Source organism: Sediminibacterium sp. (assembly GCF_019264485.1).
GTDB lineage: Bacteria > Bacteroidota > Bacteroidia > Chitinophagales > Chitinophagaceae > Sediminibacterium.
Window position 1 is genome coordinate 1 of record NZ_JAHVAA010000015.1, and the last position, 15,004, is coordinate 15,004.

The 15,004-nt window shown below is 38.4% G+C and carries 14 protein-coding genes; 8 read left to right on the forward strand and 6 right to left on the reverse strand.

Going from position 1 to position 15,004, the window contains the following annotated elements; all coding sequences use genetic code 11:
• Positions 1-141 precede the first annotated feature (141 nt).
• The 8 genes from KXJ59_RS16035 (at position 142) to KXJ59_RS14690 (ending at position 9,160) form a co-directional block, all read left to right on the forward strand.
• The gene (locus tag KXJ59_RS16035) at positions 142-471 is read left to right on the forward strand and encodes a DUF4365 domain-containing protein (RefSeq protein WP_363266305.1); all 330 of its coding nucleotides are present in this window, start codon (positions 142-144) and stop codon (positions 469-471) included.
• A 417-nt stretch (positions 472-888) separates the two neighbouring features.
• Positions 889-1,800, forward strand: a complete 912-nt coding sequence (locus KXJ59_RS14660; protein WP_295206269.1) for a hypothetical protein — start codon at positions 889-891, stop codon at positions 1,798-1,800.
• On the forward strand, positions 1,800-2,078 hold the full coding sequence (locus KXJ59_RS14665; RefSeq protein WP_295206271.1) for a hypothetical protein: 279 nt from the start codon (positions 1,800-1,802) through the stop codon (positions 2,076-2,078). The genes KXJ59_RS14660 and KXJ59_RS14665 overlap by 1 nt, the downstream gene beginning before the upstream one ends.
• A 719-nt stretch (positions 2,079-2,797) precedes the next feature.
• A complete protein-coding gene (locus KXJ59_RS14670; RefSeq protein WP_295206274.1) occupies positions 2,798-3,607 on the forward strand; it encodes a hypothetical protein in 810 nt (269 codons plus the stop codon).
• A 1,145-nt stretch (positions 3,608-4,752) separates the two neighbouring features.
• A complete protein-coding gene (locus KXJ59_RS14675) occupies positions 4,753-5,787 on the forward strand; it encodes a hypothetical protein (RefSeq protein WP_295206277.1) in 1,035 nt (344 codons plus the stop codon).
• Between the two features lie 812 nt (positions 5,788-6,599).
• Complete coding sequence (locus tag KXJ59_RS14680) at positions 6,600-7,727, forward strand: ATP-binding protein (RefSeq protein ID WP_295206280.1); 1,128 nt, start codon at positions 6,600-6,602, stop codon at positions 7,725-7,727.
• A gap of 509 nt (positions 7,728-8,236) precedes the next feature.
• Positions 8,237-8,407 (forward strand): hypothetical protein, encoded by a 171-nt coding sequence (locus KXJ59_RS14685; RefSeq protein WP_295206283.1) that lies wholly within the window; start codon positions 8,237-8,239, stop codon positions 8,405-8,407.
• Positions 8,408-8,680: 273 nt separating this feature from the next.
• Positions 8,681-9,160 carry a hypothetical protein gene (locus KXJ59_RS14690; protein ID WP_295206286.1) on the forward strand — a complete coding sequence of 160 codons (480 nt, stop codon included), beginning with the start codon at positions 8,681-8,683 and terminating at the stop codon, positions 9,158-9,160.
• A 118-nt stretch (positions 9,161-9,278) separates the two neighbouring features.
• On the opposite strand, the gene KXJ59_RS14695 is transcribed toward KXJ59_RS14690, so the two are convergent.
• The 6 genes from KXJ59_RS14695 to KXJ59_RS14720 form a co-directional block, all read right to left on the reverse strand.
• On the reverse strand, positions 9,279-10,208 hold the full coding sequence (locus KXJ59_RS14695) for an alpha/beta hydrolase (RefSeq protein ID WP_295206289.1): 930 nt from the start codon (positions 10,206-10,208) through the stop codon (positions 9,279-9,281).
• Positions 10,209-10,400: 192 nt separating this feature from the next.
• Entirely contained in the window at positions 10,401-11,312 is a 912-nt protein-coding gene (locus tag KXJ59_RS14700) for an AraC family transcriptional regulator (RefSeq protein ID WP_295206292.1), read from the reverse strand.
• Between the two features lie 717 nt (positions 11,313-12,029).
• Positions 12,030-12,878 carry a DNA damage-inducible protein D gene (gene dinD / locus KXJ59_RS14705; protein WP_295206294.1) on the reverse strand — a complete coding sequence of 283 codons (849 nt, stop codon included), beginning with the start codon at positions 12,876-12,878 and terminating at the stop codon, positions 12,030-12,032.
• A 243-nt stretch (positions 12,879-13,121) separates the two neighbouring features.
• Positions 13,122-13,301: a hypothetical protein gene (locus KXJ59_RS14710; RefSeq protein ID WP_295206297.1), complete on the reverse strand. Its 180-nt coding sequence runs from the start codon at positions 13,299-13,301 to the stop codon at positions 13,122-13,124.
• 163 nt (positions 13,302-13,464) lie between these two features.
• Entirely contained in the window at positions 13,465-14,109 is a 645-nt protein-coding gene (locus tag KXJ59_RS14715) for a hypothetical protein (RefSeq protein ID WP_295206300.1), read from the reverse strand.
• Positions 14,110-14,360: 251 nt separating this feature from the next.
• Entirely contained in the window at positions 14,361-15,002 is a 642-nt protein-coding gene (locus tag KXJ59_RS14720; RefSeq protein WP_295206303.1) for an SdpI family protein, read from the reverse strand.
• Between the last annotated feature and the right edge of the window lie 2 nt (positions 15,003-15,004).

The following is a 15,004-nucleotide window of genomic DNA, read 5'->3' on the forward strand; positions in this document are numbered from 1 at the left end:
TCCAGCCTCTTGTTTCTTTAACGCAGATACTATCTGCTGTTCGGTAAATCTTCCCTTTTTCATGACTATTAAAATTTAAAGTTAACAAACACTTTTGTCGTTAACTCTAATCTTACTGGCCGAACTTAGGGGAAGCTTACAATTCAGCTAAAAGCAACAGACCATATAAAATTAAAGATTACTCAAAAAACTATAACCTTTCCTGTAGATAAAAGAGATTTAAATCTCTGGCTCAAGCAATTTGACCCAGTAATGTTAGTTGTATATGACTCGAAAAAAAACAAGAGTTATTGGCTTTACATTCAGGCCTATTTTGCTTCAATTAAAAATTTCAAGCTTAAATCGATAGGGAAAAGTAAGAGTGTAAGTATTCCAATAAAAAATGTTATTACAAGAACAGCAATGCAAAAATTTGCAAGCTATAAACAAGCTCTTTACGCTCAGTTAAAAAACATAAAGTACAAGAGTTAATTTTGAATATTAAAATCACATATCAATCACTAATAAATAAGCTAACCCTAATTAGTTTTATTCTATATAGACAATCAGGATCACATTCGATTCTGAGAAATCCCAAGTATAATGCTTTAATTGTATTGCCATATTTCAGAAAAAAAGAGCTAGTCCCAATTTCTATTTTAATGTCTATAAGAAAAATTCTTATTGGAAAGGGGATATTAACATTAGAGGAATTTAATAAACTTATGCTATCTGAAGAATAATGTCAACCAAAAATAAATGTATCCAGTAGTAACTTAAACTAATCATTATTGGATTTTAACACCTTTCATTGCCTTACAAACCGGTCAAAGTTTTAACAATAAATTTGGCTACAATGGCTACTTTGTGTTACATTTCGTTTAATCTAATTCTTAATATTTTTTATTAATGGAGGCCAACATTTTAAAAGGAGTATACGTTCGTGTAGGCGGTGAGGCTGGAAAGACAAATGGCTTGTCTCTTCGAATCGTTGAAAATATGTTCGAACATTTACAAGAATTAATTAGACTACTTGCCAAATATGAACTTGAGACTAATAAATCTCCTGATCTCAAAGATTTTGATATAGAATTATACGATTTTAAACCTGGCAGTGCCGTGCCAGCATTTCGGATAAGACAAAGCCTTCAAATTAGCCTCCCAAACTTTGATAGACAAAAAGAAGTTGTTGCAGAAAAATTTGATTCATTAATGGCACTTGCTAATTCTGGCAAGTACGAAGACTTTTTTGAAAATGATCAACTACCAGAGGTTAAACATGAGATAGCAGAAGAGTTATACGGCTTTTTGATATCACCTGGAAACTCCCCGTTATCGATTGTAAAACCAAAGGAAAATAGTTTTGAAGAGATTTACAAAATTCCAAAATTCACCAAAGACCAATCTGAACGATTACTCAAACCTAAAGTTCGTCGTTTAAAAACAGAAGAGCCAGAAAAACTACTAGCATTAGTTCAAAGAATCGGGAAAAGACGAACAATTGTTGATGTGTATGAGAATAAAGACACTATTCTTTCAATTGCCCCTAAAAAAATTATAACAGACGAGAAAATATACCATCTTCATACTCCCTTATTATGCACTGTACATAAAGAAGATGGCAATTTTGTTATCGAAAACGAAATGTTGGATTTATATGCAGCAGGTCCAAATATAGATTTAGCTGAACATGATTTGTACAAAGAATTTGATGCGTCCTACAGCCTTCTAAATAGCTTAAACGACAGCGAACTTTCGGAGAGGTTACTTAGGGCAAAAATAATGATGAATTCATACATCAAAGAAATAACTAAAGAATAATGGCCATAATTGATTCCAAAAAAGCTAGACAATCTCTACTTAAGAAGGGATTTAGATTAAGTGATGGGGATCACCATTTCTATTTATATTATTACAATGGGAAAGTAGTTGCAAAAACCAAAATAAGTCATAATGATCAAGAAATTAATGACTGGTTAATTAGCAAAATGCATAAACAATGTCAAATTAGCAAGTCCGATTTTTTTGATTTAATCAACTGTCCACTTGATGAAGAAGGATATATCGAAATACTAAAAAACAAAGGATTATTGGAATAATAATCCTTTCCTTCTACGCAGGGTGTTCCCCGCGACGTCTCCCTCTATCACCGCAGGTGAAAGAATGGGGACGTTGCGGCAGAGGTTACACAGAGGCAGGCCAATAATTACACAACACTCACGCATAACACTCACCAACATACATAGGTAACCACCCGTAAACACAACCAGACTGCACTAAAAAGAAAAAGACCCTTCCACGCAAATCCGATCTGAGAATTAACTTTTGGAAAGTTCCGAAACTTTCCAAAAGTTGCACCGAGGTGGGTTAATGCTTTCACAACCATCTTGCCTAACAAATACCAACATACACAGGTAACCACCCATAAATACAACCACACTGCATTAAAAAGAAATACAATGACCTTGAAAAATAATTTTTTTCCGACATTTTTGGTAACAAGCCTATTGCTTTTATTACTTTCCTGCTCACAAGACAATTCAAATGAAAAAGCATCGTCAACAATTAATATAGTAACAGATAATAAGGTAATGACAATTGACACTTTCCTTTTCCGCAGGGTGTTCCCCGACGTCTCACTCTATCACCGCAGATGAAAAAATGGGGAGATTGCGGCGAAAGATAGTTAATATTTACTTAGCATGCACGTATAACACCGAATAACATACACTAAAATATAACTATACTGAACAACAAAAGACCCTTCGGAGAAATAATGTAGTAAAATGCTATTGACTAGATAATTAAAAGTATAAATATGAATTCAAATAATCGATTAGACACATCTCTGATTTTTGGTGTATTTACTAGTTCAATAATTTTATGGTTTTTCTTATACTCTACCATTGTTGATTTAACAACTGAAGATCCAGCCAGTTTAGCTTTATTATACCTTGGCTTAGCACATTATTTGTCATTTGCCTGTATAATACTATCATTCATTGTTATGCTAAACAATGGTCTACAAATTGGACTAGAAGACCACGAATACAACAGACTAAAGAAATTTCAAAAAATAGCTTATAAAAGTAAAGGAATATTATTCTCTGTCTGGGGTATAATGTTCATATTGAGTGTCACTTCTTTAGTATCACATAGTTTTTTTGCATCTTTCAAAACTAAGTTTTTAATGGAAAGTGGCGGCCTCATTTTGGGCATCATAATTTGTATTTCTTTTTTCATATTGCTAAGAATCAATATCCTTAGGTTAATAATGAAAATCAATCCGTGGGTACTAATAACAACCCCATTTCTTCTAACAATTTATTTCATTACATTGTCGGTTTTCGCAGCCGATATAAAATATAAAGTCGAGAAAGAATTTTATACAATAAATGAAATTGCCCATTTTGAAGTAAAACGCAAAGGGTACATACTATTACCACAAATCAAATATGTTTTATATAATTTCCATGACACTCTAAAAGAATATTCAGATGGGACATATTTTATTGAATTAAACAAGGACACCAGCTTAAAGCAATCCTTAGTAGAAATTACATATTCCCCTCAAATGCTTGAAAATGATTTTAGAAAATATATTTATATAAATAAAAGCCCTAAATGATTTTTTGCACCACAGGGTTCCTACATTATCTCCCTCTATCACCACAGGTGAAAGAATGGGGTCGTTGCGGCAGAGGCTAAACAGAGTGAGGCTAATAATTCCTTTTCCGCAGGGTGTTCCCCACATTCTATCTTAAAGACCCTTCCTCGCAAATCCGATCTGCGATCGGAATGCTCCTCTCCATAGGAGTCCTTCCTTTTCCGCAGGGTGTTTCCCGCATCGTCTCCCTCTGTCGCCGAAGGTGAGAGATTGGGGACGTTGCGGCAGAGGTTACACAGAGGCAGGTTAATCATTACTTCCTTCTACGCAGGGTGTTCCCCGCGACGTCTCCCTCTGTCACCGAAGGTGAGAGATTGGGGACGTTGCGGCAGAGGTTACACAGAGGCAGGCCAATAATTACACAACACTCTCGCATAACACTTCACCAACATACACAGGTAACCACCCGTATACATAACCAGACTGCACTAAAAAGAAAAGGCCCCTTCCCCGCAAATCCAATCTGCGGTTGAAATACCCTCGCTTCCTACCCCGGAGGGGTACTACATGGTAATACAAGCCCCCACTCAAGACATTCCATTACCCCGTAGGGGTAACACATGCCCGGATAACAGACACTATCATTTACAAAAGATGTTTCCCTAAATATGAATTAATAGCTTAAACACAGAATGCATGTGAAACGAATAGCTGTACTTATGCAGTGCTACCCCTCCGGGGTAATGAAATATATTTTATCATGGGGCTACCTTATGTAACCCCTTCGGGGTATGAAGTCATTGGTTTTCCTTCTACGCAGGGTGTTTCCCACATTCTATCTTAAAGACCCTTCCTCGCAAATCCGATCTGCGATCGGAATGCTCCTCTCCATAGAAGTCCTTCGGGCAGGGTGACAAAGCGCGAGCGTAAAAAGCTGCCATCTTCTCAATTAAAAGTACCCTCTCCCTCCAACACACGATAACGACTCATCGATTTGTTTATTTGAATATGGATGATTCAGCACCCTCTATTATTTTTTTTGAAGGTATAGGTAAAATGAATAGTTTTAAAAGTAATCCTACATAGTATTATTGAATACTGTGAAAACCAATTGATAAAGAAAATATCGAAACCAGGAACGAGCAACCAAAAATTATTTAACAGCAATGAAAGAAACCAACAATTCGGCACAGGCTGCAAACAGTTCTGTAAATGCAACCACCCAAACCAATTACAGCCAGCAGCATAGTGTGGGTATGGATGCAACAGGACAAGCTATTGAAGCTTCACTCATCAATGGATTCCCATACTATCGTATTTTATTACCTCATAGTAAACCTACTCCATATCAAAAATTTGTAGAGACGATAGATGGAAAAACAGATGCAAAATTTAAAGCAATCGCCGCTATACCAGCTCTTTGCTTTAATGGAACCATTGCATACGTTATTGTACTTACTGATAAAGGGCAGGTTGGCCTTCTATATCAGGAAACGACCAACCTCACCTGGAGATGGTATGGGCTTATGCCAAATAAACCTGTTTATTTCGGCTACTTTAACTGGATAGCTGTAAATACTGGCTTCAATGGAAATGCACAAGTAGTTTTAATTAATGAAACAGGAACACCTGCTTTACTCAGCCAGGACAATTCATCCGGCAACTGGACATGGGACTGGTTACCTCCAAACAATAGTATTACCCCTCCCAACTATGCTTTGCATCTTAGTACCGTCCAACTAGGAAAGGGTAACAATGGTAATTTACAGGCCGTATTCACAGGGCAGGATGGGCTCGCATATGTTATACGGCAAGACAATAATAATGGTTCCTGGGCCTTTTATGAGAGACTCCCCGGAGATTCAAACACTAATTTTACTTTGGTTCAAATAGACAATAGCTACAATAATGACTTACAGTGTGTATTTCAGAGTATGAACAATCAGCTTTATTTAATCTGGCTCAATAGTAGTACAGGTGAATGGAGCTGGTATGGAAGATTACCTATTGCATCTGAAGTAGGTAACAAGCCAATCATATCTTACCTGCTTAGAAAAAGCAATCAAACAATAAACCTGTTTATTGTGTATGAATCATCTGATCCTGGATTATATGATTTATATAGAATATTGCAGGATGCTAAAGGGGTATGGACATGGCAAGGTTTATTTACAACCACTAATAAGCCTTATCCATCGTAGTTTGATCATTTTTTTTGAGCAATGTTTTCCGCAATGTCTCCCTCTATCACCACAGGTGAAAGAATGGAGACGTTGCGGCAGAGGTTACACAGAGGCGGGCTAATAATTATACAACGCTCTCGCATAACACCAACCAACATAAACAGGTAACCATCCATAAACACAACCATACTGCACTAAAAAGAAAAAGACCCTTCCTCGCAAATCCGATCTGCGATCGTAATGCTCGTCAGGGTGACGTTTCAGGCGGGTAAAAAGCTGGTGTGATTGGCTTTGCCAATCACACCAGCAGGCTCCCCCACCCCTTGCCCGTCACCCTGAGGCGCATTCCGACTGTAAGTCGGAAACTGCAACGAAGGGTCTCTTCATTCTCGATATAACACGATCGTATCATCTTATAACAAACTCTACTTAAGGGAAGGGAAAAGAGAATCCTATTTTAGAAATAATATATCTTTCATTTTCCGCAGGGTTTTCCCCGCATGTCTCCCTCTGTCACCGAAGGTGAGAGAATGGGGACGCGTTGCGGCAGAGGTTACACAGAGGCTATCTAATAATTACTTAGCAATCTCGCATAACACAAACTAATATACACAGCTAAAAAAAATAGATACACTCTAGCTGTGCAGCAACGCATCGTCTCCCGCTCATATGCTGAGAGCATGAGTAATAAGTTTCCGTTCTTCTTTACATGCTATCTTAAAAAGCCCCTTCTCCACAAACCCTGTCTGCTATCTGACATAAAAAATTACTTCATTTTGGCGATTCAAATCGAATAATATTATGTAATTTAGTGATTACAATCTAAAATAATGATAAATCGAGTGCTGGAAACTACCATTTCCTCCCGCTTTTTTAAAGGGAAAGCCATCCTGTTATTTGGCCCCAGGCAAAGCGGTAAATCAACTTTGATAGAATCACTACTAAAAATGCAGTCAAAACCCTGGCTTTACCTTAATGGTGATGAAGCGGATGTACGGGAGCTATTAACCAATACAACATCTACCAGGCTAAAAACAGTTACTGCCAACAACCAGATAGTATTTATTGATGAAGCACAAAGGATACCTAATATCGGGCTCACTCTCAAACTCTTTACCGACCAGTTGAAAGATATACAGGTGATCGCTACCGGATCATCAGCATTTGAGCTATCGAGCCAGGTAAATGAACCATTAACGGGGCGCAAATATGAATTCATGTTGTATCCGTTAAGTTTTGCCGAAATGGTACAGCACCATGGTGTACTTGCTGAAAAACGACTTATTGAGCATCGGCTGGTGTACGGCTATTACCCTGAAATTGTTACGAAACAAGCTGAATCGCAGGAGCTCTTAAAATTACTGGCAGGCAGTTATCTGTACAAAGATCTGCTGATGTTAGAACAGGTAAAGAAACCTGTTTTGCTGGAAAAACTTTTAAAAGCACTGGCTTTACAAATAGGCAGCGAAATCAGTTATCATGAACTGGGGCAAATGGTAGAAGCGGACAAAGGAACTGTTGAAAAATACATTGACTTGCTGGAAAAAACCTTTGTACTCTTTCGTCTTCCAGCCTTTAGCAGGAATGTAAGGAATGAAATAAAGAAAGGTAAAAAAGTATATTTCTATGATTGCGGTGTTCGCAATGCGGTCATTAATAATTTTAGTGCGGCAAGCGCGCGCTCAGACATTGGCGCGTTGTGGGAGAATTACCTTATGGCAGAAAGAATGAAATACCTGCGGTACAACAACATGGATGTTGAACAATATTTTTGGAGGACTACTCAACAACAGGAAATTGATTTAATTGAAAACAATGGAGAAAAGCTTACCGCTTATGAATTTAAATGGACTGACAAAACAAAGGTTCGATTCCCACAAACTTTTACTACCAATTATCCGGATGCAACCACACATGTGATCAGCCCAAAGAATATGGAAGATTTTATAGGTAGTTAAGATACAAAACGCTTCAGTACAACTCACCAAAATACACAGGTAACAAGCAATAGATACAACGAGGCTTTACACCAAAAGCCCCTTCGTCGCAAATCCGATCTGCGATTGGAATGCTCCTCTCCGTAGGACTCCTTTCATTCTTCGCAGTATATCCCCACCTCGTCTTCTATGCATGTTTGGAGAACCTTAATAAAAACAAATATCGGCGAATGTTAAAATTCGCTAAACCTTATGGGAAAAGGGTTTGATCATTTTGTTGAAGCCAACAAAATGATCGGGCACATTCCTCGCAGGGCGTTCCATACATCGGTCTTATACCATCACCGAAAGTGAAAGATTGGGGATGTTGTGGATGATTCCTTATGCGCAGGGTTTTCCTGCTCTCTCTATCACCGCAGGTGAAAGAATGGGGATTTTGCGATAAAGATTACAAAGAAGCCAACTAAGATTTATTAAAAATTGAATATCTTTATAGTATGAAAAATTCGGTACAGACAAAAATTGATCAAATGCGTAATCTTGCGACAAGCAGCACTGCTGTAAATCGTCAGGGTACTGTTACACGCGTATCAAAAAGTACCGACAGCCTCGGCAAAGCCCTACGCAACAAAAAAGAAGCAGAGCAATTCATAGCTGATATGGAAGCTGCTTTCGAAGTGGCAGGTAAGAAGAAAAAATAAACTGCTTACCTTAAATAAATCCTTTTCAAAGTATGCACTGAAATGTATTGTTCCCTGCATTCTATCTTACATACACTTAATTCTTTGTTCCCCGCAAGGTCTTCCTCTATCACCACAGAGAGATGATAATACTGATAAGGCTGTTTTATTATTTAAATTGGCTCATAAAATCTTTCAGGTATTCGAAAAGCTGCTTAATTTCAATACTGCATACTTCCAAACAGGGGCTCCCCCAACCTGCTGTGGTTATTGCTTTACATTCAATATACTACGATGGTCAAATCATCCAGCATTCCAAACAAAGTGTACAAGTTTGTACACAAACAAGATGCTTTTATTCAAACCAATATTCTCAACAGAAATTTCTCAAACGACTGGCTTACCATCGAGGATAATGGCCGGATTATTTTAAAAGGAAGCCACGGCCAGGGCTATGCATGGGATGGCTGTTCTCCCAAATGGGTTTTTATTGATATTACCTGGGGTACCCCCGATGGCCGTTTTGATGTACGCACCGAATTACCCATCACCTATTACAGCTCCATGTTTCATGATGTATTCTACCAGTTTAAAGCAGATATACCTTTAAGCAGAATAGAAACGGATATCATTTTCAAACAAATGCTTTTACAAACAGGGTTTAAACTGTCTGATATCTACTATTTTTTTGTAAGGCTTTTTGGTGGCATCTATGGCAAATGGAAAACAGTTGCCACCACAGACCATATTGAAGTGAGCCAGACATCCTGGTAATACAGCTAAATAACTTGCAATTCGCTTTCCTACTTCGCAGGGCGTACCCCATATCCCTGCTCCGGATTTAAATCCGGAGCAGGGATATGGGGTACTAATATTTAACCTGTATCCAATTTTATTTTTGACTTCCAAATCCATTTTCATGAAGCCATTCAATACACCAGGAGAACCATTTATCAGCTCTTGTAGGATGTTCTAAAGCAAAACCATGTCCTCCATTTTGGAGGATATGCAATTCTGATTTTACTTTCGCCTTTTGAAGGGCCTGGTAAAACAGTATACTATGTTCTACGTACACTCTTTCATCATCACCTGCATGCAATAAAAATGTTGGCGGTGTATTGGCTGTTACATGTTTTTCATTGCTAAAAAAGTTCAACGAGTCTTCAGAAGGATTTGTTCCAAGTAAATTGGCTACAGTTCTGGTGGTAGCTTCACTTATTGTGGCTTTTGTAAAACTAATAACGGGGTATATTAATACCAGAAAATCCGGGCGAAGGTTTATCTTTTCTTTGTTATCAATCAACACTGTATTAAGGTGTGTAGCTGCTGTTGATGCAATATGCCCTCCTGCTGAAACACCAACAAAACCAATTTTATCGGTATCAAGTTTATATTTTTTTGCATTCATGCGTACCCATTGAATAGCCATTTGGGCATCCTGTAACGGGCCGGTAGTTTTATCCTGCATTATTTCATCGCTGGGCAACCGGTATTTTAAAACAAATACTGTTATTCCCTTGCTGATAAATGCTTTGGCAAAATCTCCACCCTCATCTACCACCACCCTATACCCACCACTTGGAAGGATAATGACTGCTGTACCATTTTCTTTACCTTTTTCGGGTGTATATACCGTTATGGTAGGAATACTGATTTTTGTATACAATCCGTTTGTATCCAACACTTCCTGATAATGTGCAGGTGTTTTTTTTGAATTAGGTATTTCACCTGAATACAATGGAATTACTTTACCCTGCGCAAAAGAGTTGATTTGAGAAAAAGAGAAAAGAATGGTTATTGCAATTAAAGTGCCTGTTTTCATTATACGGTTTTAAATAAAGCGAAATAGGTTATCCTTATTGTTGAATCAATTTTAGCAAGCGTCATTGAAAAGCAATTACAGAACCCGTTACGAAAAACGATGATTGCTGTTGCCATTTTGGGTTGCTTAAACCAACAGATAACACAAAACTATACTGCAGTCTGGAGAGTGAATGTGCAGAAATACTCAATTTCAGTTGATCGTCCTGAAATTTTGTGGGGATATGCCATATGCTTTTCTGAATAAACGACAGAATGCACTTGTATTTTCAAACCCGCATGCCCTGGTAATTTCATGAACGGGCATGTCTGACTGTTTTAATAATCTTTCGGCATGACCGAGCCTTATTTGTGTGAGGTATTGATGGGGAGTAATTTTAAATACCGCTTTGAACTGCCTTGTAAGTTGCGGAGTAGATAAACAGGCAGTATGGGTTATCATATGCAGCCCCTGTTTATCCATAAAAGTGGAATGCATAAAGTCTTTTGCCATGCAAAGTCGTTTATAAATTTCCACTCTTGTACCCGGCTTTAGCGCCTTTACCTTTCTTGTATACCCTAGTGCTGTTTTATGTTTACGAATCAGGTCATAGAGCAAAAAGAGTAAATGCTCTTCTACCATGTGGGTGTCATATCCAAACTCATCCAATACGGTTATGAGGTTTTGTAATTTCTGTTGTAAAGCGAAATCAATAGCTGAAAGAGTCTGGAAAAATTCAGGCTTTTTTTCTTCTGTATCAGCATAGGTATCTAACAAAGTATCTTCACTGCACAACATATCACGAAGCACTTTGTTAGCGAATTCTTCCCTAAAAAAAACAGAGCGAATGACTGTTTTCTCCGGCCCCTCAATGCTGCAGGAATATTCCTGATCGTTATTCAGCATCAGGAACTGACCGGGCCTTACGGCAATCCGGCGATGGTCTATAGTATACCATTCTTCTCCACTCAATACTGTTTTAAGTGAGAGGCAGCCTACATGTCGTTCACAGTTACTTTTGTCAGACAAGGCATTGAAAACAATATTATACTTTTTGAATTTACTGAAATGCAAAGCCTCATTAAACCCCGGTGTCTTATGATTGGGCAAACTGGTGAAATACATATAGCCTTGATAATATGGGTGGCAGTTTAAAAGTAAGGGTTTCTGAAAAATTAAACTCCCTTTTCCGCAGGGATTAGGAGTACATACGCTTTGGAACATTCCGAAACCGCCATAAGTTGCAGTGCATTTCTATTATATTTATTCTGTTGCTCTTTACATCATAGCCGTATTTACCTCGCATTTCCTTCGGCATTTCCCGAAGCCGCTTCGGGATTCCTTCGGGAAATCCCGAAGAACACCCGAAGCATTCCCGAAGGATCTCCGAAGGATATACGGCAAAAACCGAAGGAATAATGCCATTTACCGAAGCGCTTCCGAAGAATGCCACCCTTTAGGGTAGGTTTTACATTGGAGCGAAATTATTTTTTAATTACTACTGTTTCATTTACAAACTGTTAGCAGGGGTGGCACCACCCCTGCCACCCCCCATGCACGCTTTTGTGTTATAGGTTTGCATTGTTATGAAAACAAATAGGTACATCCTGGCTGTAGAGCAGCGCAACACCACCATTCTAAAGCCTTCTGCTTGAAAGGGAGGCATCGCTTAGAATTTCTTTTTTTAAAAGCGCTGCTAAAATAAAAGATGACTGTTAGTGCCTTTTAATCCTTCCCGCAGGGTTTTCTGCATCATCTCCACATTTCCATGAAAACCTTACCACAAAAGAGTTTTATCATTTTGTTGGCTTCAACAAAATGATCGTTTCAAGACATGTAATGCTATTTCTTTTTGGTCAATACCTGTGTCGTTTTACTTACTTTCTTTTCTTCGATCGCCAGTCTGCGTTTTACTTTCTTTACATCTTCCTGCGCAGGCAGATTTTCTGGCTGTACGCCTCTTTCTTTGAGCATTTTTCGTACAGCGGTATTATTCTCAACATGCTCCTCTCCGATTTGTTTTTTCCCTTTCAACTCTTTTTCCACTACATTATGGCTGGTAAGTTCAGTTGCAAAATCTTTTGCTTTTATGGTAAGTGTTGGCAGAAAATCTGCCAGTGGTTTATTATCCGGTATTTGCAATTTTCGTTTCATATCATTGGTAGAAAAGCCTCCAAACAAGGCTTTGTCTCCCATACTTCGAATAAGGGCGAATCCTTTATCATCAACGCCACGTTCATATATGATGGCCGATAATTTCTTCTCCGACCTGCTTAACCTTTCCCTTGCCGTTACCCTGGCAATATCTAATAGCCTTTGTTCGATTATTTCCTGCTTGCGTGTCTGCACAGCGAAATAAGTTTGAGCGAATGCAATTTCATTTTTAGAAACATCTCCATTTTGGGCTATCAGGTAGCAGGCGTAACGGGTAAGGGCAATATCTTCCACTTCCCGTTGTGCTCCTTTTGCCAGTTCGATCATTTTGTTGAAGCCAACAAAATGATCGGGCACTTTTTCTCCTGCATTTTTACAGGAAATTTTGGCCTTATCAATGGCTTTTAAAAAATTACGCCATTCGGCATAGTCAAATACTTTTTGCAGTTCTCTGGCACTCCAGCATTCAATGCCCTTGTACTCATAAGCTGCCTGCTCAAATTTTTGCAATAATGCTACAATAAGCTCTTTTTTCATCGGCATATTTTTATTGTTCATTAATTGAAATATTGCGTTCAGTGTTATACACCTGTACCAGGTTTATTATTCAAAGAATAAAACAAATGATTACACAATATAGTATCCATCACTACGACTAACGCGTAGTTTGTAATTTGTGAAGCAATTGTGAAGAAATTTGCGGGAAGTACGGTACTGTATAGTGAATATTCATTCCTCAAAAATGCTGAACCCTTCTTTCTGTCTGGTCGTAAGCTATAGTTATACTATTTCTCCCTGGCGGATTGCTCCTTCGATGTTTTCCTCTATCGCCGCAGGTAAAAAATCGGAAATACTGCGGCTGTTAATTTCAATGAAACCCTTACCAGTAAACCGTTTGATCATTTTGTTGGCTTCAACAAAATGATCGGGCAATTTCTTTCTCTGCAGGGTTTTCAGCAAAAAAAATATTGTGAAAACAAACCCGTCATACACTTGAATTTCCGGGAACCGGATAACAAACTAACAAGCCCTATTGTAAGGTGGTGGAATTTGACCACTTTACAATACAGGCCAGGTTATCAGGTTTTGTATGGAGCATTCATTGCCAAGTACCAAAAACCAACTATACTGTTGTACCCTTCTTCCCTATCCAACCGATATATAATATAAATCCAAACAACCCTTCAGCAAATACAACCCCTAATTGCAGGGGCACATGCTGGTGTACCAATGCCAGTATCAGAATAGAAGATACCATTACCCAACCAAGTATCATCCAGAAAGAATGATCCGCTAATGTGAGTTTTACAGGAGAATAATTAAATGAGTTTTGGATGATGGGCATGAATGACGGCAGATCCCATATCAACAAATAAAGAGCCGCCAGCAACATCAAGCCAGTGATAACAGGTGTACCACTAAAATTGTATGACAGCGTAATGATAAAGATATTCAGTATCAATCCAAAGAAAATCAAAGCACCGAGGCGAGCCAGTCTTTGGGTCATTAAACAGGCACCGGCTATAATCTGGCTCCAGCCAATAAATTGCCAATACAGTCCCGAGTCAGACATTACCCTGAAAAACTGCTGTATGGGCTGCAATTGATTAATAGGGCTATTCATCGACTGGAGGAGATTGGAGTTGCCATTCATCTTTCCCATTCCAAATGCAGCTATAATAAAAGCGGCACCAATCAGGTAACGCAGGTAAACAGTAAATACCTGTAAAAATAATTGCTGCTTCAACTTGTTTAAAAGATCGAACATGGGTATTGATTTGGTTTGTTCAGTGTGTATGAGGCAAATGAATTCTCATCATCCACGAATAATACTATTATCAACAAAATAATAGTCTCACAATAAAGTGCCGCCGGAAATAATGACAAATGGTATGAATTATAAAACAGAAAGCCCATGGCCTCCACAAGCGGCCATAAAACAGCCCGGCCTGGAAACAGATTTCAGGCTTATTAAAAAAAACTCAGCTTTATTTTTGGATAAACCTGTAAGAACTAACCTTATCGCACCAACTGATTACGGTAGACCATATATGAATAAGCAACTGATACAATAACCAGTAAAACAATAGTTCCGATATAAATAGCCAATGGTAATGATGGCCATATAATACCAGTTACAAAACCAGATACCCCTGCTGCAACCCATAAACGTCCACAAAAACGATGTGTTTTGGCCCATACCTGCTCATTTTCCAGGGTCCATGGGGTTCTGATACCAATAAAATAATTGGGCTTTACTACGGGCAGATAATTACCTACTACCGTAATAAAAGCCATCATCAGTAAGGGAATACTATTCGAGAAATTCCAGTTGCCGGTAAGCGACAATAAATAACTGATAAATACAATGGAAATGAACATCATTACGGCGAGTCGCACACTGTAAAAACTTCCCTGAGTATTTGTGATTCTTTTCTTCGGGTCGATGAATGGTACGAGGGCCAGTAAACTATACATCAGTACAAGTACCACCGGTAAAAGCCACAACAGTATTTCCTTACTGCCGAACCGGTCAGCTTTTCCGGTCAGGCCATAATGCACTGGTATGGTATCGGGAATAGATGCCCAGCTTGTATACAATAAGCCAAGCGGGATACATACAAAAAGTAGCAATAAGATTTCGCGCAGCAGTTTTTTCATAC